This is a genomic window from Pseudomonas sp. NFPP25 (assembly GCF_900116505.1).
Classification (GTDB): domain Bacteria; phylum Pseudomonadota; class Gammaproteobacteria; order Pseudomonadales; family Pseudomonadaceae; genus Aquipseudomonas; species Aquipseudomonas protegens.
On the sequence record NZ_FPBG01000004.1, the window covers coordinates 577,114 to 597,363 of the forward strand.

General features: G+C 63.2%; 21 protein-coding genes and 1 riboswitch. Of the genes, 11 read left to right on the forward strand and 10 right to left on the reverse strand.

What is annotated here, in order from left to right:
- Nucleotides 1–23 precede the first annotated feature (23 nt).
- Together madL and madM are read left to right on the forward strand one after the other, a co-directional pair.
- On the forward strand, nt 24–440 hold the full coding sequence (madL, locus tag BM382_RS18955; protein ID WP_015637351.1) for a malonate transporter subunit MadL: 417 nt from the start codon (nt 24–26) through the stop codon (nt 438–440).
- 1 nt (nt 441) lies between these two features.
- Nucleotides 442–1,206: a malonate transporter subunit MadM gene (gene madM, locus BM382_RS18960; protein ID WP_011063986.1), complete on the forward strand. Its 765-nt coding sequence runs from the start codon at nt 442–444 to the stop codon at nt 1,204–1,206.
- A gap of 109 nt (nt 1,207–1,315) precedes the next feature.
- Here the strand turns inward: madM and BM382_RS18965 are convergent, their stop codons facing one another.
- Complete coding sequence (locus BM382_RS18965; RefSeq protein ID WP_015637350.1) at nt 1,316–2,233, reverse strand: LysR family transcriptional regulator; 918 nt, start codon at nt 2,231–2,233, stop codon at nt 1,316–1,318.
- Between the two features lie 155 nt (nt 2,234–2,388).
- On the opposite strand from BM382_RS18965, the gene BM382_RS18970 reads away from it, so the two are divergent.
- The gene (locus BM382_RS18970) at nt 2,389–3,006 is read left to right on the forward strand and encodes a PAQR family membrane homeostasis protein TrhA (RefSeq protein ID WP_011063984.1); all 618 of its coding nucleotides are present in this window, start codon (nt 2,389–2,391) and stop codon (nt 3,004–3,006) included.
- Nucleotides 3,007–3,081: 75 nt separating this feature from the next.
- On the opposite strand, the gene BM382_RS18975 is transcribed toward BM382_RS18970, so the two are convergent.
- Nucleotides 3,082–3,987 carry a LysR family transcriptional regulator gene (locus BM382_RS18975; RefSeq protein ID WP_047338046.1) on the reverse strand — a complete coding sequence of 302 codons (906 nt, stop codon included), beginning with the start codon at nt 3,985–3,987 and terminating at the stop codon, nt 3,082–3,084.
- A gap of 107 nt (nt 3,988–4,094) precedes the next feature.
- Here BM382_RS18975 and BM382_RS18980 point away from each other — a divergent pair, with 107 nt between their 5' ends.
- The 3 genes from BM382_RS18980 (at nt 4,095) to BM382_RS18990 (ending at nt 6,638) form a co-directional block, all read left to right on the forward strand.
- Nucleotides 4,095–5,336: a D-amino acid dehydrogenase gene (locus tag BM382_RS18980; protein WP_072443595.1), complete on the forward strand. Its 1,242-nt coding sequence runs from the start codon at nt 4,095–4,097 to the stop codon at nt 5,334–5,336.
- A 20-nt stretch (nt 5,337–5,356) separates the two neighbouring features.
- Entirely contained in the window at nt 5,357–5,707 is a 351-nt protein-coding gene (locus BM382_RS18985) for a RidA family protein (RefSeq protein WP_011063981.1), read from the forward strand.
- 79 nt (nt 5,708–5,786) lie between these two features.
- The gene (locus BM382_RS18990; protein WP_225368822.1) at nt 5,787–6,638 is read left to right on the forward strand and encodes a transporter substrate-binding domain-containing protein; all 852 of its coding nucleotides are present in this window, start codon (nt 5,787–5,789) and stop codon (nt 6,636–6,638) included.
- A 16-nt stretch (nt 6,639–6,654) separates the two neighbouring features.
- On the opposite strand, the gene BM382_RS18995 is transcribed toward BM382_RS18990, so the two are convergent.
- Both BM382_RS18995 and BM382_RS19000 read right to left on the reverse strand, forming a co-directional pair.
- The gene (locus tag BM382_RS18995; RefSeq protein WP_072443597.1) at nt 6,655–7,374 is read right to left on the reverse strand and encodes a 16S rRNA (uracil(1498)-N(3))-methyltransferase; all 720 of its coding nucleotides are present in this window, start codon (nt 7,372–7,374) and stop codon (nt 6,655–6,657) included.
- 83 nt (nt 7,375–7,457) lie between these two features.
- Nucleotides 7,458–8,864, reverse strand: coding sequence for an adenosylmethionine--8-amino-7-oxononanoate transaminase (locus tag BM382_RS19000; protein WP_019095273.1), 1,407 nt, complete (start codon nt 8,862–8,864; stop codon nt 7,458–7,460).
- A 317-nt stretch (nt 8,865–9,181) separates the two neighbouring features.
- Here BM382_RS19000 and BM382_RS19005 point away from each other — a divergent pair, with 317 nt between their 5' ends.
- Together BM382_RS19005 and BM382_RS19010 are read left to right on the forward strand one after the other, a co-directional pair.
- Nucleotides 9,182–9,733, forward strand: coding sequence for a cytochrome b (locus BM382_RS19005; RefSeq protein ID WP_072443599.1), 552 nt, complete (start codon nt 9,182–9,184; stop codon nt 9,731–9,733).
- A 32-nt stretch (nt 9,734–9,765) separates the two neighbouring features.
- Nucleotides 9,766–10,362: a YceI family protein gene (locus BM382_RS19010; protein WP_011063976.1), complete on the forward strand. Its 597-nt coding sequence runs from the start codon at nt 9,766–9,768 to the stop codon at nt 10,360–10,362.
- A gap of 298 nt (nt 10,363–10,660) precedes the next feature.
- On the opposite strand, the gene BM382_RS19015 is transcribed toward BM382_RS19010, so the two are convergent.
- The 4 genes from BM382_RS19015 to ahcY all read right to left on the reverse strand — a co-directional run bounded on the left by BM382_RS19015 (nt 10,661) and on the right by ahcY (nt 16,137).
- The gene (locus tag BM382_RS19015) at nt 10,661–12,529 is read right to left on the reverse strand and encodes an RNA helicase RhlE2 (protein WP_011063975.1); all 1,869 of its coding nucleotides are present in this window, start codon (nt 12,527–12,529) and stop codon (nt 10,661–10,663) included.
- A gap of 223 nt (nt 12,530–12,752) precedes the next feature.
- Complete coding sequence (locus tag BM382_RS19020; RefSeq protein ID WP_011063974.1) at nt 12,753–13,568, reverse strand: substrate-binding periplasmic protein; 816 nt, start codon at nt 13,566–13,568, stop codon at nt 12,753–12,755.
- A gap of 124 nt (nt 13,569–13,692) precedes the next feature.
- Nucleotides 13,693–14,538, reverse strand: a complete 846-nt coding sequence (metF, locus tag BM382_RS19025) for a methylenetetrahydrofolate reductase [NAD(P)H] (RefSeq protein ID WP_072443601.1) — start codon at nt 14,536–14,538, stop codon at nt 13,693–13,695.
- Between the two features lie 189 nt (nt 14,539–14,727).
- Entirely contained in the window at nt 14,728–16,137 is a 1,410-nt protein-coding gene (gene ahcY / locus BM382_RS19030; protein WP_011063972.1) for an adenosylhomocysteinase, read from the reverse strand.
- A 21-nt stretch (nt 16,138–16,158) separates the two neighbouring features.
- Nucleotides 16,159–16,265, reverse strand: a riboswitch (S-adenosyl-L-homocysteine riboswitch).
- Between the two features lie 199 nt (nt 16,266–16,464).
- Between ahcY and BM382_RS19035 the strand changes: the two genes are divergently transcribed.
- Both BM382_RS19035 and BM382_RS19040 read left to right on the forward strand, forming a co-directional pair.
- Complete coding sequence (locus tag BM382_RS19035; protein ID WP_011063971.1) at nt 16,465–16,869, forward strand: acyl-CoA thioesterase; 405 nt, start codon at nt 16,465–16,467, stop codon at nt 16,867–16,869.
- A gap of 73 nt (nt 16,870–16,942) precedes the next feature.
- Nucleotides 16,943–17,830, forward strand: coding sequence for a formate/nitrite transporter family protein (locus BM382_RS19040; protein WP_011063970.1), 888 nt, complete (start codon nt 16,943–16,945; stop codon nt 17,828–17,830).
- On the opposite strand, the gene BM382_RS19045 is transcribed toward BM382_RS19040, so the two are convergent.
- Entirely contained in the window at nt 17,831–19,090 is a 1,260-nt protein-coding gene (locus BM382_RS19045) for a cation:proton antiporter (protein ID WP_011063969.1), read from the reverse strand. It abuts the gene before it with no gap.
- 49 nt (nt 19,091–19,139) lie between these two features.
- Nucleotides 19,140–19,334, reverse strand: a complete 195-nt coding sequence (locus tag BM382_RS19050) for a hypothetical protein (protein ID WP_072443603.1) — start codon at nt 19,332–19,334, stop codon at nt 19,140–19,142.
- Nucleotides 19,335–19,401: 67 nt separating this feature from the next.
- On the opposite strand from BM382_RS19050, the gene BM382_RS19055 reads away from it, so the two are divergent.
- The gene (locus tag BM382_RS19055) at nt 19,402–20,235 is read left to right on the forward strand and encodes an EamA family transporter (RefSeq protein WP_011063968.1); all 834 of its coding nucleotides are present in this window, start codon (nt 19,402–19,404) and stop codon (nt 20,233–20,235) included.
- Nucleotides 20,236–20,250: the final 15 nt, after the last annotated feature.

Sequence of the window (20,250 nt, forward strand, 5' to 3'; positions counted from 1 at the left end):
GATGCACTTTGAGGACTACGACAATGATTATCTACGGTGTGGCATTGCTGGCGATCTGTACGCTGGCGGGTGTGATTATCGGCGACATGCTCGGCGTGTTGCTGGGGGTGAAATCCAATGTCGGCGGAGTCGGCATCGCCATGATCCTGCTGATCTGCGCCCGTTTGTGGATGCACAGGCACGGCGGCATGACCAAGGATTGCGAGATGGGCGTGGGTTTCTGGGGCGCCATGTACATTCCGGTAGTGGTGGCCATGGCCGCCCAGCAGAACGTGGTGACGGCGCTGCACGGCGGCCCGGTGGCGGTGCTGGCGGCCATCGGTTCGGTGGTGCTCTGCGGTTGCACCATCGCCCTCATCAGCCGCACCCACAAGGGCGAGCCACTGCCGGCCGAGCCGCTGGAGCCGGGTGTGAAAGCCGCACCGGCAGGAGGGCGCTGAGATGTGGGATCTGATCGAGAAAGGCCTGGAGCACAACGGTCTGGTCACCGCCTTCGCCTTCGTCGGAGTGATCATGTGGGTCTCGGTGCTGCTGTCCAAGCGCCTGACGTTCGGCCGGGTACACGGATCGGCCATTGCCATTGTCATCGGCCTGGTCCTGGCCTGGGTTGGCGGCACCCTGACCGGTGGTCAGAAGGGCCTGGCGGACCTGGCCCTGTTTTCCGGCATCGGCCTGATGGGGGGCGCCATGCTGCGGGACTTCGCCATCGTCGCCACGGCCTTTGAAGTACAAGCCACCGAGGCGCGCAAGGCCGGGATGATCGGTGCCGTGGCGCTGCTGCTGGGTACGGTACTGCCGTTCATTGTCGGCGCGAGCATCGCCTGGGCCTTCGGCTATCGCGATGCGGTGAGCATGACCACCATTGGTGCCGGCGCGGTGACTTATATCGTCGGCCCGGTGACCGGCGCAGCCATTGGTGCCAGCTCCGACGTGGTGGCCCTGTCGATTGCAACGGGCCTGATCAAGGCGATCCTGGTGATGGTGGGTACGCCCATGGCCGCGCGCTGGATGGGCCTGGACAATCCGCGTTCGGCGATGGTCTTCGGTGGCCTGGCCGGCACCGTCAGCGGCGTGACCGCGGGGCTGGCAGCCACGGACCGGCGGCTGGTGCCCTACGGCGCCCTGACCGCCACCTTCCACACCGGGCTGGGCTGCCTGCTGGGGCCATCGCTGCTGTTCTTCATCGTCCGCGGCCTGGTGGGCTAACCCCTGCAGGAGCCGGCTTGCCGGCGAAGAGGCCCGTGAGGCATGCGCTGTTCTTGCGCACGCCCTCGCTGGCAAGCCAGCTCCTACAAAAGGCCGGGCCGGCCGGCTTCTAGGGGGTTTGGCGGTTGGCGTACATCCGGCATTCGGCCAGCAGCGCCAACAGGTTCGGGTCGCGCTCCTTGGCTTTGAGAAACACCACGCCGATATGCTGCTGCAGGCGGTAGCGCGCCTGCAGCGGTATCAGTTTCACGCGGTTCTCATACACCGCCGCGATCCTCCCCGGCAGCAACGCATAACCGACCCCGGAGCTGACCATGCTCAGCAGGGTGAAGATGTCGTTGACCTGCATCGCCACCTTGGGTTCGAACCCCGCCTGCTTGAACACTCGCACCCCGTCCTGATGGGTGGCAAAGCCCTGGGTCAGGGTGATGAAGGTGGCGTCGCGCACGTCGGCCAGGTCCACTTCGCTCTGCTGGGCAAAGGGCGAATCGGCGGGGGTGGCGAGAAAAATGTCATCGGAAAACAACGGCAGTTGCTCGCAGTCCGGGTCATGGGCGCTGTCGTCCAGGGAAATCAGGATGGCGTCCACTTCCATGTTCTTGAGCTTGTACAGCAAGTCGATGTTGGAGCCCAGGATCAGGTCGATGTTCAGCTCGCTGCGGCGCAGCTTGAGGCCCATGATCAGCTGCGGCACGGTTTTCACCGTCAGCGAGTAAAGTGCGCCGAGCTTGAAGCGTTCTGCTGAAAAGCCCGCCGCTTCGCGGGTCAGGCGCACGCTCTCGACCACGTCCTGCACCAGCTTCTGTGCCCGTTCCTCCAGGACGAAGGCGCTTTCCAGGGGCGTCAGGTTGCGCCCTTCATGCTTGAACAGCGGGCAGCGCAGGGCATTTTCCAGGGAGTGAATGGCCCGGTGCACGCTGACATTGCTGGTCTGCAACTCGGCGGCGGCGCGGGCCAGGTTGCCGGTGCGCATGAAGGCCAGAAACACTTCGAGCTTTTTCAGGGTCAACTCTTCGTCGATGAGCATGGTCCGGACTCTGCTGAGGAGGGGCTGATGATGCCCGATCGGTCAGGACGTGGCCGCTGGTTTTTTCTCGGCCGCGCCCCAATAGACATATTGCGCTTTCAAGCTGCAGGCCTGAGCCTTGCGTGTTTTTTCAATGTTTCAAGGGTGAGCGACTGATGTATCACGGAGAAAGATTCAACGCCTGGACCCACCTGCTGGGGGCAATCGCGGCGTTTATCGGCGGCATCTGGCTGGTGGTGTTGGCCAGCCTGGATGGCAGCCCGTGGAAGATCGTCAGCGTGGCGATCTATTCCTTCACCTTGCTGGTGCTCTACAGCGTGTCCACGGTCTACCACAGCGTGCGCGGACGGGCGAAGAACATCATGCAGAAGGTTGATCATTTTTCGATCTACCTGCTGATTGCCGGCAGTTACACGCCGTTCTGCCTGGTGACCCTGCGCGGGCCCTGGGGCTGGACCCTGTTCGGCATCGTCTGGGGGCTGGCGCTGATCGGCATCCTCCAGGAGATCAAGCCGCGCTCCGAGGCGCGGATTCTCTCCATCGTGATCTACGCGGTGATGGGCTGGATCGTCCTGGTGGCGGTCAAGCCGCTGCTGGCGGCCCTGGGGCCAGCCGGCTTCGCCTGGCTGGCCACGGGCGGGGTGCTGTACACCGTGGGCATCATCTTCTTTGCCCTCGACAGCCGCCTGCGTCATGCCCACGGCATCTGGCACCTGTTCGTGATCGCCGGCAGCCTGCTGCATTTCGTCGCGATCCTGTTCTACGTCCTGTAGCGGCCGGCTGGCCGGCGCAGCGGGTTCTCTGGATTAGCACCGTGCTGGCGGGCGTTTTCGCTGGCAAGCCAGCTCCTACAAGGGGCGGTCGAGCTGGGCCTGGGCCTGGCGGGCGAAGATTTCCAGCAGGCTGGCCAGGGTGTGGGGCGGCGGTTCTGCGGCGCGGGTCACGGCGTACAGGGTGATCGGCAGCGGTGGGCTCAAGGGGCGGATGGCGGTGTTGGCCGTTGAGGCGCCCAGGGCGGTGAAGGGGTCGATCAGGGCCAGACCGGCGCCGGACTCGACCATGGCCCGGGCCAGGGAATAGGTCTGCACGGCAATGCTCACCCGCGGCGGCGGCTCCACCGACTTGAGGTAGCTGTCGAGCCGGGCCGACAACGGGTCGGCGCTGCTCAGGCCAATCAGTGGCGCGTCCGCCAGCTCCTGCAGCGCCAGGGGCTGGCCGCGGCTGTGCTCGGGCCAGAAGCCCAGCGGCGCCAGGGCCACCAGCACACCCTGGGCCAGGGGTTGGGCGCTCAGGCCCGGGTGATCCGGGGGTTGCAGGGTCAGCGCCAGGTCGATTTCGCGCATCAGCAGGTTCTGTACCAGCTCGCGGCTATGGGCGCTGGACAGTTCGCACAGGCTGTCCGGGTAAAGGCGGGTCCATTCACTGATGGCGGGCGGCAGCAAGGCCAGGGCCAGGGCCGGTGTGGCGCCGATGCGCAGGCTGTGGCCCGGCGCCCGGCGCAGGTTCTGGGCCAGGCGCCGTACCCCTTGCAGGCTCTCGCTAACCTTGTCCACTTCGCGCTCCAGCTCCAGGGCTTCCGGGGTTGGCTGCAACTTGCCCCGCACCCGCAGGAACAACGGGAAACCCAGCTGCAGTTCGGCGTGCTGCAAAACCTTGGTCACTGCCGGCTGGGAGACATGCAGCAACTGCGCTGCGCCGCTGATGGAGCCGGTCTGGCGGATGGCCTGGAAAATCTCGATATGACGAAGGCGCATGGGGCAGTCCATAACCTTTGTTTATGGGAGGTCCATCTTTATTCATTGTCCGGCGCCTGTCACCTGCCCCTAACCTTGGGCCATCGACCAACAGGCCAGGGGCAGTCATGAGTCAGCGGGTTTGCATCATTGGAGGGGGCGTCATCGGCTTGGCCAGTGCCTACGCCCTGGTCCGCCAGGGCTTTGAGGTGACCCTGGTGGAGGCTCAGGAGTCCCTGGGCAGCCAGACCAGTTTCGCCAACGGCGGGCAGTTGTCCTATCGCTATGTGGCGCCTCTGGCCGATGCCGGGGTGCCCTGGCAGGCCCTGGGCTGGATGCTCAAGGGCGACTCTCCGCTCAAGCTGCGGCCACGCCTGGACCCGGCGCAGTGGCGCTGGCTGGCGGGGTTCCTCGGTGCTTGCCGGCACTCGGTGAACCGGCGCAATGGCGCGCACCTGCTGCGCCTGGCGCTGCTCAGCCAGAGCACCCTGCAAAGCTGGCGCGAAGAGGATGGCCTACAAGGCTTCGACTGGCGGCGCAACGGCAAGCTGGTGACTTTCCGCGAGCAAAAAAGCTTCGAGCACGCCCGCCACAACCTGGCGGACAGCGGCCAGCAACAGGTGCTTTGCGCTGCCGAATGCACGGCCTTGGAACCGGCCCTGGGGGATACGCCCTTCGTCGGCGGTATCTATACCCCGGATGAAGAAGTGGCCGACTGCCACGCCTTCTGCCAGCAACTGGCCACGCGGCTGCGCGCTTCCGGGCGCTGCGAAATCCTACTGGGCCAGCGGGTGCGGGGCATTCACCATGGGGGGGATAAGGTCCAGGCCATCGACCTGGGGGAGCGCGTGTTGCCGGTGGACCAACTGGTGCTGGCGGCCGGGCACCGCAGCGCCGAACTGCGCCTGCCCGGGCTCCAACTGCCGCTGTATCCGCTCAAGGGCTACAGCCTCAGCGTGCCCATCGGCCCGCAGCACCGGGCGCCGGACATCAGCATCACCGACTACAACCGCAAGATCGTCTATGCGCGTATCGGCCAGCAACTGCGGGTGGCGGCCATGGTCGACATCGTCGGTTTCGACCCGGCGCCAGACCCCGGCCGCCTGGCCCTGATGCGCCGTCAGGCGGCCCAGACCTTCGCCGAGGCCGGTGACTATCAGGCAGCCGTGGAATGGGCCGGCATGCGTCCGGCTACCCCCAGCGGCGTGCCGCTGATCGGGGCCACCGCCTACCGCAACCTGTGGCTCAACCTTGGCCACGGCGCGCTGGGGTTCACCCTGGCCTGTGGCAGCGGCCAATTGCTGGGCGAACTGATCGGCCAGCGTTGCACCAGTATCGACATGCAGGGCCTGGCGCCCCGCGTTGCCTGAACGTTAAAAGGAGTCTTCAGATGAGTATCCAGCGTATCCACAGCAACGAGCGCCTGAGTGGCGCGGTGAGCTTTGCCGGACTGGTGTTTCTTTCCGGGCAGGTGCCGGGGGCCAGCAGCGATATCGGCGGCCAGACCCGCGAGGTGCTGGAGAAGATCGACGCCTTGCTGGCCGAGGCCGGCAGCGACAAGGAGCACCTGCTCAGCGCGACGATCTACCTCAAGGACATCCAGGCCGATTTCGCGGTGATGAACGAAGTCTGGTCGGCCTGGCTGTCCCCCGGCCAGGCGCCGGCGCGCACCACCTTGCAGGCGGCCCTGGCGCGCCCGCAGATCCTTGTCGAAATCAGCATCATCGCGGCCCGCCGCTAACTGCCCTTACCCACAACGGAGAATAACAATGCATAAGATCACGTTGCTCGGCTGCACCTTGGGGCTGCTGTTCAGCGCCATGTCCCAGGCCAATGAAGCGCCTCTGCAGGGCACCCTGGCGAAGATCGCCAACAGCGCCAGTATTACCTTGGGTTATCGCGATGCCTCGGTGCCCTTTTCCTACGTGGGGGATAACAGCGGCAAGCCCATGGGTTATTCCGTGGAGCTGGCGAGCAAGGTGGTGGAGCGCATCCAGCAGCAGTTGCACCTGCCCAACCTGAAGGTGAAATACAACCTGGTGACCTCGCAGACCCGCATTCCCCTGGTGCAGAACGGCACCGTGGACCTGGAGTGCGGTTCCACCGGGGTGACGGCCGAGCGGCAGAAGCAGGTGGCGTTTTCCTACGGTTTCATCTACGTCAAAGGCCAGTTGCTGACCGCCAAGGACAGCGGGATCAAGAGCTTCGCCGACCTGCGGGGCAAGAACGTGGTGACCACGGCGGGGACCACCAACGAGCGCTTTCTCAAGAGCTACAACGTCGAGCACAAGATCGACATGTTCGTGATCAGCGCCAAGGACCACGGCGAGGCCTTCCAGATGCTCCAGTCGGGGCGTGCGGCGGCGTTCTACATGGACGATGCGTTGCTGTACGGCGAGCGGGCCAAGGCCCGGGATCCGCACAACTGGGTGGTGGTGGGGGAAGAACAGTCGCGGGAGATCTACAGCTGCATGGTGCGCAAGGATGACCCGCAGTTCCTGGCCCTGGTCAATGGCGCCCTGGCGGACCTGTACCGCTCCGGGGAGATCAACGGCATTTACCAGCGCTGGTTCCAGCAGCCGATTCCGCCCAAGGGCCTGAACCTGGAATTCCCCATGACCAGTGAACTCAAAGCGATCATCGCCCAACCCACCAGCGATCCGGTGCAATAGCCACCACCAGGAGGGGTTAGAAGTCGCCCCACAGTTGCTGGGCCACGGCCAGGGCCACCACCGGTGCGGTTTCGGTACGCAGCACCCGCGGCCCCAGGCGTGCGGGGAGGAAACCGGCGCTGTGGGACAGTTCCACTTCGGCGTCTGTCAGGCCGCCTTCAGGGCCAATGAGGAACGCCAGGCTGGCAGGCTTGGCGTGGCTTTCCAGGGGCTGGGCCACGGGGTGCAGCACCAGCTTCAGGTCGGCCCGGGCCTGCGTGATCCAGTCCGCCAGCAGCACGGGTGGGTGGATCACCGGGACCTGTGAGCGGCCGCACTGTTCGCAGGCGCTGATGGCCACCTGGCGCCAGTGCAGCAGGCGCTTGTCGGCGCGTTCGTCCTTGAGCCGCACTTCGCAGCGCTCGCTGAAGATCGGGGTGATTTCGCTGACCCCAAGCTCCGTGGCCTTCTGGATCGCCCAGTCCATGCGCTCGCCCCGGGACAGGCCCTGGCCCAGGTGAATCCGCAGCGGTGATTCTTGCTGGCCGGCGAAGCTTTCATTCAGCTGGACCCGAACCCGCTTCTTGCCCACTTCCACCAGAGCCCCGCGAAACTCGGTGCCCGAGCCATCGAACACCTGCAGGGCAGCACCTTCGGCCATGCGCAGTACGCGCCCGATGTAGTGTGCCTGGGCTTCCGGCAACTCGTGTTCGCCTAGGCTCAGGGGGGCGTCGATAAAGAAGCGGGACAATCTCATCTGGGTTCTCTGTTGAATGTGAATCGGTGGAAAGCGTTCTGTGGCGAGGGAGCAAGCTCCCTCGCCACAACTAACGACCTGCTCTAGCCCGGATCGCGAAAGCCGGGGTGGAAGTCCTTGGGCACCGCCACGCTGACCTGGTCGCGGGTGGCGATATCGATGCCTTCACTGGCGACTTCGGCGAGGAAGTCGATCTGTTCCGGGGTGATCACGTACGGCGGCAGGAAATACACCACGCTGCCCAGGGGACGCAACAGGGCGCCGCGTTCCAGGGCGTGCTGGAAGACTTTCAGGCCGCGGCGTTCCTGCCAGGGGTAGGCGGTCTTGCTGGCCTTGTCCTGGACCATCTCGATGGCCAGGACCATGCCGGTCTGGCGTACTTCGGCAACGTGGGGGTGGTCCACCAGGTGCGCGGTGGCGCTGGCCATGCGCCGGGCAAGCGCGTGGTTGTTCTCCACCACATTGTCCTGCTCGAAGATATCCAGGGTCGCCAGGGCCGCGGCACAGGCCAGCGGGTTACCGGTGTAGCTGTGGGAGTGGAGGAAGGCGCGCAGGGTCGGGTAGTCGTCGTAGAAGGCGCTGTAGACATCGTCGGTGGTCATGCACGCGGCCAGGGGCAGGTAGCCGCCGGTCAGGGCCTTGGACAGGCACAGGAAATCCGGGCGGATGCCGGCCTGCTCGCAGGCGAACATCGTGCCGGTGCGGCCGAAACCCACGGCGATCTCGTCATGGATCAGGTGCACGCCATAGCGGTCGCAGGCTTCGCGCAGCAGCTTGAGGTACACCGGGTGATACATGCGCATGCCGCCGGCGCCCTGGATCAGCGGCTCGACTATGACCGCGGCCACTGTTTCGTGGTGCTCGGCCAGGGTCTGCTCCATGGCGGCGAACATGTTCCGCGAGTGTTCTTCCCAGCTCATGCCTTCGGGCCGCAGGTAGCAGTCCGGGCTCGGCACCTTGAGGGTGTCCAGCAGCAGGGCCTTGTAGGTCTCGGTGAACAGCGGCACATCGCCCACTGACATGGCGGCGATGGTTTCGCCGTGGTAGCTGTTGCTCAGGGTGACGAAGCGCTTCTTGTTCGGTTGGCCGCGGTTGATCCAGTAGTGAAAGCTCATCTTCATCGCCACTTCGATGCATGACGAACCGTTGTCGGCGTAGAAGCAGCGGGTCAGGCCTTCGGGGGTGATCTTGACCAGGCGCTCGGACAACTCGATCACCGGCTGGTGGCTGAAGCCGGCGAGGATCACGTGTTCCAGCTGGTCCACCTGGTCCTTGATGCGCTGGTTGATGCGCGGGTTGGCGTGGCCGAACACATTGACCCACCAGGAGCTGACCGCATCCAGGTAGCGTTTGCCTTCGAAGTCTTCCAGCCAGACGCCTTCGCCTCGCTTGATGGGGATCAACGGCAGCTGTTCGTGGTCTTTCATCTGGGTGCAGGGATGCCACAGCACCGCAAGATCGCGTTGCATCCACTGGTTATTCAGGCCCATGTACAGTCTCCTGGAAGCGGCCCGCCAACGGCGCGGGCGAACAATCGGGCAAGCCTATGCAATGCATGGCCGCGGGACAACCTATTGTGCAAGACGCGCCACGGCGTGATGCGTCAGGTGCAAAGACGCCGCCTGCAAGACCCAGGGCACGGCACGAGGGAGCAAGGAGACTGGCTTGGCGTGAGGCTTAATCTTTTCTTAACGCGCTCGGTCCAGACTACTGATCGTATTTCTCGATATTTCAAAGCAAAAAATTCCGCTTTAATTCGATAGGTAAATCGCTAGTCTTGATCTGCGTTTCTTACAGGATGCAACTGATGCAGTTACGTAATTCTTCTTCTCGCTATGGTTGGGTCAGCATTGTTCTGCACTGGGGCGTGGCCCTGGCGGTGTTTGGTCTGTTCGCCCTGGGCCTGTGGATGGTCGGCCTCGACTACTACAGCACCTGGCGCAAAGACGCCCCGGACCTGCACAAGAGTATCGGCCTGACACTGTTTGCAATCATGCTGCTGCGGGTGTTGTGGCGGTGGGTCAGCCCACCGCCGCAGGCCCCGGCCAACCATGGGCCGCTGACCCGCCTGGGGGCCAAGCTGGGGCACGCGTTCCTTTACCTCGGCCTGTTCGCGGTCATGATTGCCGGTTACCTGATCTCCACCGCCGACGGCGTGGGTATCCCGGTGTTTGGCTTGTTTGAAGTTCCTGCCCTGATCTCCGGACTACCGGACCAGGCAGATGTAGCAGGTGTGGTGCATCTGTACCTGGCCTGGGCACTGGTGATCTTTGCCGGTATCCATGGCCTGGCTGCGCTGAAGCACCACTTTATCGATCGTGATGCGACCCTTACCCGTATGCTGGGTCGCAAAGCCTGATGTTCAACCTTGACTCAAAAGGAATAGAAAGCATGTTGAAAAAGACTCTCGCCGCTCTGGCAATCGGATCTGCTGTATTGGCGGCCGGTCAAGTGATGGCAGCGGACTACGTGATCGACAAGGAAGGCCAGCACGCCTTCGTCGACTTCAAGATCAGCCACCTGGGCTACAGCTTCATCACCGGTACCTTCAAGGACCTGGACGGCAAGTTCAGCTTTGACGCGGCCAAGCCGGAAGACGCCAAGATCGAAGTCAACGTGCGCACCGCCAGCGTGTTCACCAACCACGCCGAACGTGACAAGCACATCACCAGCAAGGACTTCCTGGACGCTGGCAAGTTTGCCGACGCCAAGTTCGTCTCCACCAGCGTCAAGCCCACCGGCAAGAACGCCGACGGCAAGCTGACCGCTGACGTGGCCGGCGACCTGACCCTGCACGGCGTGACCAAGCCGGTCGTGGTCAAGGCCACCTTCCTGGGTGAAGGCAAGGACCCATGGGGCGGCTACCGTGCCGGCTTCGAAGGTACCACCAGCATCAATCGCCAGGATTTCGGCAAGATGATGGACCTGGGCCCGGCCTCCAACAATGTTGACCTGTACATCAGCTTCGAAGGCGTGAAAGCGAAGTAATGCTTCGTCTGTAGCCGCTGCCGCAGGCTGCGACAAGGCCCGCAGGGCCTTCGCGATCTCCCTCGCACAGCCCTTATAGGACTGATCGCAACCTGCGAAGGCAAAAAAACGCCCCCGACCATAAACCGGGGGCGTTTTTTATTGCCCGTCATGAAACGCGTAAACCGGTCAGGTCCTGGCGCCGGGTTCCCCGTCGTTTGCAGCCAGCGGCAGCGGCTACAGAAACGCCCTCGACCAGCCACCATGAAAAACGCCCCGGGCCTTGCGGCCAGGGGCGTTTTTCATTTCAGCGCGAGGCTCAGCGGTTGCGGGTCAGCAGCGCCGGCTTTTCGCCCCGTGGACGGCTTGGCAACTGATCCAGCTGCTCAGGCGTCGGGAAACGATCGGCCTTGGATTCCTTGTGCATGATCTTCGGCTGGTTGCCCCGAGGATTCTGCACGGCTGGTTCCTGGCGTGGCTGATCGTCACGGTTCGGGCGGCGATTGCGTGGCTCGTCGCGACGGCCCTGGCTGTCACGAGGGGCGCCGTTGCGCGGGCCGCCACTGCGCTTGGCCGGCGCGGTGCCGGTGGTGCTGCCGTTGCTGTTGCGCGGGTTGCCGGAGCGACCCTGGCCACCACCGGCACCGCCGCGTGGCGGATTGCCAGCGCCCGCACCCTGGGCTGGAGCCCCTGGACGGCGGCCGCGGCCCTGGTTGTTCTTGTTCTGGTATGGGCTGACGTAGTCAGCGCGGTTACCGAAGTTGTCCACGTCGTCGTCGAGGAACTCGTCCGGTGCGCGATCGGCACGGGGCGTCGGTTGACGCTGTTCGCGGGCCGGGGTGCCTTCACGAGGCTTCTGCTCGCGAGCCGGGCGTTCGCCACGGGCGGGTTTTTCCTTGCCGCCCTTGTCCTTGCCCTTGTCCTTGCGACCGCCACCACCGCCACCGCCGTTCGGGCCATCGCCGCGTGGGCCACGGGGATTGCGCGGGTTGCGCACGTCCGGACGCTCGCGCACTTCCGGCTTCTCGGCTTCCACGGCGCTGGCATCGAAGCCCATCAGATCACCGTCGGCGATCTTCTGCTTGGTCATGCGCTCGATGCTTTTCAGCAGTTTCTCTTCGTCCGGAGCCACCAGGGAGATGGCTTCGCCGGAGCGACCGGCACGGCCGGTACGGCCAATACGGTGCACGTAGTCTTCGTCGACGTTAGGCAGTTCGAAGTTGACCACGTGAGGCAGTTGGTCGATATCCAGGCCGCGGGCGGCGATATCGGTGGCGACCAGGATCCGCACTTCGCCGGCCTTGAAGTCGGCCAGGGCTTTGGTACGGGCGTTCTGGCTCTTGTTGCCGTGGATCGCCACAGCGCTCAGGCCGTGCTTGTCCAGGTACTCGGCCAGGCGGTTGGCGCCGTGCTTGGTCCGGGTGAACACCAGGACCTGTTCCCAGGCGCCAGCGGTGATCAGGTGCGCCAGGAGGGCACGCTTGTGGCTGGCCGGCAGGCGGAAGACCCGCTGCTCGATACGCTCCACCGTGGTGTTCGGCGGGGTCACTTCGATGCGCTCGGGGTTGTGCAGCAGCTTGCCGGCCAGGTCCGTGATGTCCTTGGAGAAGGTCGCGGAGAACAGCAGGTTCTGGCGCTTGGCCGGCAGGCGGGCGAGGACTTTCTTGACGTCATGGACGAAGCCCATGTCGAGCATGCGGTCGGCTTCGTCGAGAACCAGGATTTCCACGTGGGACAGGTCGACGCTGCCCTGGCCAGCCAGGTCCAGCAGACGGCCGGGGCACGCCACCAGCACATCGACGCCACGGGCCATGGCCTGAACCTGCGGGTTCATGCCGACGCCGCCGAAGATGCAGGCGCTGACGAACTTCAGGTCGCGGGCGTACAGCTTGAAGCTGTCATGCACTTGCGCGGCCAGCTCGCGAGTGGGGGTCAGGACCAGTACGCGGGGTTGGCGCGGGCCATGACGCTGGGATTTGTCCGGATGACCGTTGGGAAACAACCGTTCCAGGATCGGAAGGGCGAAACCGCCGGTTTTACCAGTACCTGTCTGTGCCGCGACCATCAGATCGCGACCTTGCAACACGGCGGGAATGGCCCGCTGTTGCACCGGAGTAGGCTGGGTGTAGCCGGCGGCTTCGATGGCGCCGACTAAAGCCTCGGAGAGACCGAGGGAAGCAAAGGACATGAGTAATCCTGTTTTAGTGAGGGCTTGGCCCAAAGGGATAATCTTGCCGGGCGTGAATCGCGTTTAAGAGGACGCAATCCCGTCCGGTCCTGCTGGCCTGAAGGGTCATTCACCGGCGGCTCGCGCGGGCCGGTTGGCTGCGCCGTAGCGGGGTGGAGAGGCCTTGAACAGGGTCCAGCGTCCGGGCGTGAGCCTGGCGGGAGGCCGGAGTATAACAGAGCAATCAGTGTGCGCTGCTTTCCTGCTGCTCAACGGTTTTTTCTGACTCGCGGGTTGATGAAGACCTGACCGGCGGCAGGGCAGGTTCAGCACCGTACTTGGCGCTCAGTTGGGCGTAGGCCGGTTCGCGCTTGAAGCGCTTCAGTTCGGCGCCGAAGCGCTGTACCAGCAGGTCCATGCCGGCATTGCGGCGCACGGCCAGGTATTGGCTCTGGCGGCTGATGACAGTGGGGTTCTGGCTGACCTGGTCACGCAGCCCCAGGCTGTCCAACAGGTGCTGGCCGACCCGTTTGTCGGTAATCAGCAGGTCGATCCGCCCCAGCAGCAGCTTGCCGAAATTGGCTTCGTGGGTGGGGGCCGGCTCGCGGTTGAACAGGGTCGAGTTGCTGAAATCGTCGCTGTACAGATAGCCGGGGGAAGTGCCGATGGTCAGGCCCTTGAGTTCGTTCAGGCGCTTGAACGGGTGTGGGCGCTGGTTGGCATAGAACATCACGAACTCCACGTCCGAGAGCGGCTCGTTGGGGTAGAGCAGGGTGCCGTCGCGCTGGTCGCTGTGGAAGATGTCCAGGGCGCCATCGGCCTGGCCGGTTTCCAGCATCGCCAGGCAGCGTTTCCAGGGCAGGAACTGCCACTGCACCTCTATGCCCAGGCGCTGGAAGACAATGGCGGTGGTTTCGTAGTCCAGGCCCTTGGCCGTGCCATTTTCCTCATAGACATAGGGCGCCCAGGGTTCGGTGACAATGCGCAGCTTCTCGCCATGGGCGGCAAGGCTCAGGCAAGTGCAGAGAAAGGTGGTCAGCAACCGGGCTATGACGGACATTGCTGGAGATTACGACGAGAGATCATGCAATTGCTAGAGGCAGTTCCGGACGCTCTAGCTCAAGGCTGCTGCAAACAAAAAGGCCCCGGTTTTCACCAGGGCCCGGAGCTTGGGTTGCAGCCTGTCAGCGTGGCAGCTGGAGGTTGTTCCAGATCGCCAGGCTCGGGTCGGCCTGGTTCAAGGTATAGAAGTGCAGCCCGGGTGCGCCGCCCTGGAGCAGGCGTTCGCACATGTCACTGATTACCTGTTCACCGAAGGCCTGGATGCTGGCGCTGTCATCGCCATAGGCTTCCAGCTGCTTGCGGATCCAGCGCGGAATCTCTGCGCCGCAGGCGTCGGAGAAGCGCGCCAGCTTGCTGTAGTTGGTGATCGGCATGATGCCCGGCACGATCGGGATGTTCACGCCCATCTTGCGCACGCGCTCGACGAAGTAGAAGTAGCTGTCGGCGTTGAAGAAGTACTGGGTGATCGCGCTGTCGGCACCGGCATTGGCCTTGCGCACGAAGTTGACCAGGTCTTCCTCTAAGTTGCGCGCTTGCGGGTGCATTTCCGGGTAGGCGGCGACTTCGATATGGAAGTGGCTGCCGGTTTCCTCGCGGATGAAACTCACCAGGTCATTGGCGTAGCGCAGTTCACCGCTGGCCATGCCCATGCCCGAAGGCAGGTCGCCACGCAGGGCGACAATGCGCTTGATGCCGGCTGCCTGGTACTGCTGCAGCAGGCCGCGCAGGTCGTCCTTGCTGTCGCCGACGCAGGACAGGTGCGGCGCCGCAGGGACTTTAACTTCGCTCTCCAGTTGCAGCACGGTGTTGACCGTGCGATCACGGGTCGAGCCGCCGGCACCGTAGGTGCAGGAAAAGAAATCGGGGTTGTAGCCGGCCAGCTGACGGGCAGTGGCGAGCAGTTTTTCATGCCCAGCATCGGTCTTGGTGGGGAAGAACTCGAAGCTGTAGCGACGATCTTTGGACATGGAGGGGACCTCCAGTTGCAAGTAACAGGCGGCAAGCGCCAAGAAAAAGCGGAGGTGCGCTGGTTTCTCGTGCCTGCAGCCTGCTGCTTGAAACTGCTATAGCGATTAGGGCAAGCACCAGGTCAGTTGCAGCAAGCAGAGCTTTTGGCTCTTTGCTTGCCGCTGATGACTTGCCGCCTGCAGCTGCTCTTAGTAGCGGTAGGCGTCTGGCTTGAACGGGCCTTCGACGGTTACGCCGATGTATTCAGCCTGTTGCTTGGTCAGTTGAGTGACCACGCCGCCGAAGCCGCGAACCATTTCCAGGGCCACTTCTTCGTCGAGTTTCTTCGGCAGTACTTCAACAGTCAGGCGCTCGGCTTTCTGGGCCGGCGACAGGTCGGCGTACTTCTGGCCGAACAGGAAGATCTGTGCCAGGACCTGGTTGGCGAACGAACCGTCCATGATGCGGCTTGGGTGACCGGTGGCGTTGCCCAGGTTCACCAGGCGGCCTTCGGCCAGCAGGATCAGGTAGTCGTCGTTCTGTGCATCGAAATCGCCAGGGCCGGTGCGGTGGATCTTGTGCACCTGTGGCTTCACTTCTTCCCATGCCCAGTTCTTGCGCATGAAAGCGGTGTCGATTTCGTTGTCGAAGTGGCCGATGTTGCAGACCACGGCACGCTTTTTCAGGGCCTTGAGCATGTTTGCGTCGCAAACATTGACGTTACCGGTGGTGGTCACGATCAGGTCGATCTTGCCCAGCAGGGCTTTGTCGATGCTGGCTTCGGTGCCGTGGTTGATACCGTCGATGAACGGCGAAACCAGCTCGAAACCGTCCATGCAGGCTTGCATGGCGCAGATCGGATCCACTTCCGAAACCTTGACGATCATGCCTTCCTGACGCAGGGACTGGGCCGAGCCCTTGCCCACGTCACCGTAGCCGATGACCAGCGCTTGCTTGCCGGACAGCAGGTGGTCGGTGCCGCGCTTGATGGCGTCGTTCAGGCTGTGACGGCAGCCGTACTTGTTGTCGTTCTTGCTCTTGGTCACCGAGTCGTTGACGTTGATCGCAGGAACCTTCAGCTCGCCCTTGGCCAGCATGTCCAGCAGGCGGTGCACGCCGGTGGTGGTTTCTTCGGTCACGCCGTGAACGCGGTCCAGTACCTGTGGGTACTTGTCGTGCAGCAGCTGGGTCAGGTCGCCGCCGTCGTCGAGGATCATGTTGGCGTCCCAAGGCTTGCCATCCTTGAGGATGGTCTGCTCCAGGCACCACTCGTACTCTTCTTCGGTCTCGCCTTTCCAGGCGAACACAGGAATGCCGGCAGCGGCGATGGAGGCTGCGGCCTGGTCTTGAGTCGAGAAAATGTTGCAGGACGACCAGCGTACTTCGGCACCCAGGGCAACCAGGGTTTCGATCAGCACGGCGGTCTGGATGGTCATGTGGATGCAGCCGAGGATCTTGGCGCCCTTGAGTGGCTGTTCAGCCAGGTACTTGCGGCGCAGACCCATCAGGGCCGGCATTTCCGATTCGGCGATGATGGTTTCGCGACGACCCCAGGCAGCCAGGGAGATGTCGGCGACTTTGTAGTCGGTAAAACCTGCAGGCGTGTTTACAGCGCTCATCAAGAGCCTCCATTCGTAGTGTGCGAATGGGCGCCGTTGTGCGTTTAGTGTCCATACAGGGAGCCCTGTACCAACAACGCCCCATCCGAGCCTGACAGGTCATGCCTGCTGCAGCGCCCCTCGGACAGGTGGCGGGAAAACGGTACCAAGTGCAGATGACCGTTTTGAAACGGTGGCGATTATAGCCGCCTGAGCCAGACTTCCAAAAGTGTTTATGTCACCTGGATGAAGATCGTTAATCGCGACCATAGTCGATGTTGCATAGAGCATGACTGCCCGGTCTGCCATTATGCCGGGCATCAATTGGCAGGACGGTCAGGAGTGCATATGAATTTCCACACCCGCAAGTGGGTAAAACCCGAAGACCTCAACCCCAACGGCACGCTGTTCGGCGGCAGTCTGTTGCGCTGGATCGACGAAGAAGCGGCGATCTACGCCATTGTCCAGCTGGGCAACCAGCGAGTCGTGACCAAGTACATCTCGGAAATCAACTTCGTCAGCGCCTCGCGCCAGGGCGACATCATCGAGCTGGGTATCACCGCCACCGAATTCGGTCGCACCTCGATCACCCTGACGTGCGAAGTGCGCAACAAGATCACTCGCAAATCCATTCTCACGGTGGAGAAGATGGTCTTCGTAAACCTGGGGGAAGACGGCCTGCCGGCGCCTCACGGCCGCACCGAAATCAAATACGTCAAAGACCAGTTCAAGGATGACGCTTCCGACGCCTGATGCCTTGCGCAGAAAGGAACAGCCCCGAGCCCAGCGTGTCGTAGCTAAATGACCCGCCTGGTTCAGGAGCCTTATGGACGCGCAAAAAGATGGCAAGACCCCCGGCCTTTCTGCTCAAGAGCAGCATGAGGTCGACCATAACCAGCCGCCCCGCGCGGCGGTCCTGCATGAAATCATCCGCACCCAGGGCGACCAGGAACTGGAGCGCAGTGTCGCAGCCCTCTGGTGGTCGGCCCTGGCTGCCGGCCTGACCATGGGCCTGTCGCTGATGGGCATGGGCTTGCTCAACTCCCGCCTGCCCGACGGCGAGGCCTTCAAGGTCATTGCCAGCTTTGGCTACTGCGCGGGCTTTCTGGCGGTGATTCTGGCGCGCCAGCAACTGTTCACGGAAAACACCCTGACTGCCGTGCTGCCGGTGATGAGCAAGCCGAGCCTGAACAACTTCGGGCGCTTGCTGCGCTTGTGGGGCGTGGTGCTGGTGGGCAACCTGTGCGGCACCCTGCTGGTGGCCTATGTGATGCTGCACTTGCCGATTTTCGACGGCAAGACCGATCAGGCCTTTCTGGAAATCGGCCGCAAGGTCATGGAGAACGACAGAGCGCAGATGTTCGCCAAGGGCATCATCTCCGGCTGGATGATCGCCACCATGGTCTGGATGATCCCGTCCATGGAGAGCGCCAAGCTGTGGATCATCATCCTGATCACCTACCTGATGGCGCTGGGGGATTTCACTCACATCGTGGTGGGCTCGGCGGAAGTGTCCTACCTGGTATTTGCCGGCGAGTTGCCGTGGCGGGATTTCTGGATGGTGTTCGCCGGGCCGACCCTGGCCGGGAACATCATTGGAGGCAGTTTCATCTTCGCCCTGATCAGCCATGCCCAGGTGCGCAGTGAAAGTGGCAAGCCGAACAGGAACGCGGACCGGGCACCGGCGCCCGATCCGCGGCAGATCAAGAAATGATCAGTGGGCCTCGGCCTTGGCCGCCGGGGCATCCTGGGTGACATGGCGCACCAGTTTGCCGATGGTCAGACCCTGCAGCAGGATCGACGACAACACCACGATGTAGGTGATGCTCAGCACCAGGTCACGCTCCGGCCCCAGGGGCAGGGCCAGCGCCAGCGCCACCGAGACGCCACCGCGCAAGCCGCCCCAGGTCAGCACGCGGATAGTGCCCCGGGGCACGCTGCGCCAGCGCCGCAACAGGAGGATTGCCGGGGCCACGGTGAGCACGCGAGAGAGCACGATGGCCACGGCCAGCAGGCTGGCGGCCGCCAGGTGCAGCCAGTTGAATGGCAGCAGCAACAGCTCCAGGCCGATCAGGGCGAACAGCAGGGCATTGAGCATGTCGTCGAGCAACTCCCAGAAACCGTCCAGGTAGCGCCGGGTCATGTCGTTCATCGCCAGGTTGCGTCCCAGGTTGCCGATGATCAGGCCGGCCACCACCATGGCAATCGGCGCCGAGACGTGCAGCTCGCTGGCCATCGCCGAACCACCGATGACCAGGGCCAGGGTCAGCATCACTTCGATCTGGTGCTGCTCGATGCTCTTGATCATCAGATACACCAGGTAGCCGATCAGCCCGCCGAACAGTACGCCGCCAATGGCCTCATGCACGAACAGCCAGGCCGTGGCAGCCACGGTCGGGGTTTCCCCCAGTTGAGCGATGCCCAGCAGCACGGTGAACACCACTACCGCGGTGCCGTCGTTGAACAGCGATTCGCCGACGATGGTGGTTTTCAGTGGCTTGGAAGCGTTGGCGGTACGCAGTACACCCAGCACGGCAATCGGGTCGGTGGGGGAAATCAGTGCGCCGAACAGCAGGCAGTAGAGAAAGCTCACGTGCCAGCCGAACAGGCCGAAGATCCAGTAGGCCAGGCTGCCGATGACGAAGGTGGCGATCAGCACGCCGACCGTGGCCAGCAGGCCGATGGGCCAGCGGTAACTGCGCAGGTCGTTGAGGTTGACGTGCAGGGCGCCGGCGAACAGCAGGAACGACAGCATCCAGTTCATCAGCAGATCGCCGAAGTCGATCTTGCCAATCAATTCTTCCACATGTTCTTCCAGGCCGGGGTAGCCCAGGTAGCTCAGGCCTTGCAGCAGCAGCGAGAACAGCAGGGCGGTGACCATCACGCCGATGGTCGGTGGCAAGCCGATAAAGCGGAAGTTGACGTAGGTGAGCAGCGTCGTCAGGCAGATAAAGGCAGCGACAAGTTCAAGCATCCGGACTCCTTTGGATGATTACAGAAAAAGCGACCTGAATGCTTTCAGGCTAGGGGTTTGATGTACCGGCGTCGGCGAGGGACACAGTTTTCGCCATCGTCGCCTGACCGCAGCCATTGACCACAGCCTCGACCCGACGTTGCAGGTACTTGGGGAAAAGTACCTCGAACATGCCCATGTTGCCGAATTGGCTGCTGGCACTGCCAAATGCGCCGGTAGCCCGTGCAAGCAGGGCCGCAGGCATGCGAGGATTCCCGGCTTCTGCCCGGATGTGCGGTATCCGGCTTTTTCAGGCAACCAGGGAGTGCAAGGTGCTGGCGACAAGTCTGGTTCTGGTGGCAGCGTTGTTGCACGCAGCCTGGAACACCCTGATCAAGTTCAGTGGCGAGCGCCTGCTGGTGGTGGCCTGCATGGACACCGTGGCCCTGCTGTTCGTGGCCATCATGCTGTTTTTTCTCGAATCCCCACCACTGGAGATCTGGCCCTGGATCATCGCCTCGGCGGCATTCGAGCTCTTGTATCGATATCTGCTGATCCAGGCCTATCGCGTGGGGGATCTCGGGCTGGTGTACCCGTTGATGCGCGGACTTTCGCCATTGGTGGTGCTGGCGTTGACCCTGGTCTTCGCCGGCGAGGCGCTGAGCACTCAGCAGGTCCTGGGCATTCTGCTGATTCCCTTCGGCATGCTCTGCCTGCTCTGGCAGGGCGGCGGCGGGGCGCGGTTGCCCTGGTCGATGCTGCCGGTGGTGGCGCTGATCGGCCTGTGCATCGGTTGCTACACCTATATTGACGGCCAGGCGCTGCGCCGCTGGTCGCACCCGCTGGATTATCTGACCTGGGTCACGCTGCTCAGCGCCTGGCCCTTTCCGCTGGTGGCGGTGGTCTGGAAGCGCCCGGCCTTTGCCCTGTTCTGGCGCGAGCAGTGGCGCCTGGGGCTGAGCGTCGGGTTTTGCGTGTTGTTCAGCTACGCTCTGGTGCTTTGGGCCATGCAACTGGGATCGATCGCCGAAGCGGCTGCGTTGCGTGAAATCAGTGTGATCCTGGTGGTGCTGTTCGGCATGCGCTACCTGAAAGAACCTTTCGGCCGGCCACGGCTCTTAGCCTGTGGACTGGTGCTGATTGGCATGTTGGTGATGAAGTTCTGAAGGCTCCCTAAAAAC

Excerpts from the sequence above, each read along its gene's own strand:
- BM382_RS18995 (WP_072443597.1), bottom strand. The coding sequence starts at position 7,374 with ATGAGATTGTCCCGCTTCTTTATCGACGCCCCCCTGAGCCTAGGCGAA.
- BM382_RS19040 (WP_011063970.1), top strand. The coding sequence starts at position 16,943 with ATGGACGCGCAAAAAGATGGCAAGACCCCCGGCCTTTCTGCTCAAGAG.
- BM382_RS19050 (WP_072443603.1), bottom strand. The coding sequence starts at position 19,334 with ATGCCTGCGGCCCTGCTTGCACGGGCTACCGGCGCATTTGGCAGTGCC.
- metF (WP_072443601.1), bottom strand. The coding sequence starts at position 14,538 with ATGTCCAAAGATCGTCGCTACAGCTTCGAGTTCTTCCCCACCAAGACC.
- BM382_RS18985 (WP_011063981.1), top strand. The coding sequence starts at position 5,357 with ATGAGTATCCAGCGTATCCACAGCAACGAGCGCCTGAGTGGCGCGGTG.
- BM382_RS19045 (WP_011063969.1), bottom strand. The coding sequence starts at position 19,090 with ATGCTTGAACTTGTCGCTGCCTTTATCTGCCTGACGACGCTGCTCACC.
- BM382_RS19010 (WP_011063976.1), top strand. The coding sequence starts at position 9,766 with ATGTTGAAAAAGACTCTCGCCGCTCTGGCAATCGGATCTGCTGTATTG.
- BM382_RS19000 (WP_019095273.1), bottom strand. The coding sequence starts at position 8,864 with ATGGGCCTGAATAACCAGTGGATGCAACGCGATCTTGCGGTGCTGTGG.
- BM382_RS19020 (WP_011063974.1), bottom strand. The coding sequence starts at position 13,568 with ATGTCCGTCATAGCCCGGTTGCTGACCACCTTTCTCTGCACTTGCCTG.
- ahcY (WP_011063972.1), bottom strand. The coding sequence starts at position 16,137 with ATGAGCGCTGTAAACACGCCTGCAGGTTTTACCGACTACAAAGTCGCC.
- BM382_RS18975 (WP_047338046.1), bottom strand. The coding sequence starts at position 3,987 with ATGCGCCTTCGTCATATCGAGATTTTCCAGGCCATCCGCCAGACCGGC.
- BM382_RS18990 (WP_225368822.1), top strand. The coding sequence starts at position 5,787 with ATGTCCCAGGCCAATGAAGCGCCTCTGCAGGGCACCCTGGCGAAGATC.
- BM382_RS18965 (WP_015637350.1), bottom strand. The coding sequence starts at position 2,233 with ATGCTCATCGACGAAGAGTTGACCCTGAAAAAGCTCGAAGTGTTTCTG.
- BM382_RS19015 (WP_011063975.1), bottom strand. The coding sequence starts at position 12,529 with ATGTCCTTTGCTTCCCTCGGTCTCTCCGAGGCTTTAGTCGGCGCCATC.
- BM382_RS19035 (WP_011063971.1), top strand. The coding sequence starts at position 16,465 with ATGAATTTCCACACCCGCAAGTGGGTAAAACCCGAAGACCTCAACCCC.
- madM (WP_011063986.1), top strand. The coding sequence starts at position 442 with ATGTGGGATCTGATCGAGAAAGGCCTGGAGCACAACGGTCTGGTCACC.
- BM382_RS19005 (WP_072443599.1), top strand. The coding sequence starts at position 9,182 with ATGCAGTTACGTAATTCTTCTTCTCGCTATGGTTGGGTCAGCATTGTT.
- BM382_RS18970 (WP_011063984.1), top strand. The coding sequence starts at position 2,389 with ATGTATCACGGAGAAAGATTCAACGCCTGGACCCACCTGCTGGGGGCA.
- madL (WP_015637351.1), top strand. The coding sequence starts at position 24 with ATGATTATCTACGGTGTGGCATTGCTGGCGATCTGTACGCTGGCGGGT.
- BM382_RS18980 (WP_072443595.1), top strand. The coding sequence starts at position 4,095 with ATGAGTCAGCGGGTTTGCATCATTGGAGGGGGCGTCATCGGCTTGGCC.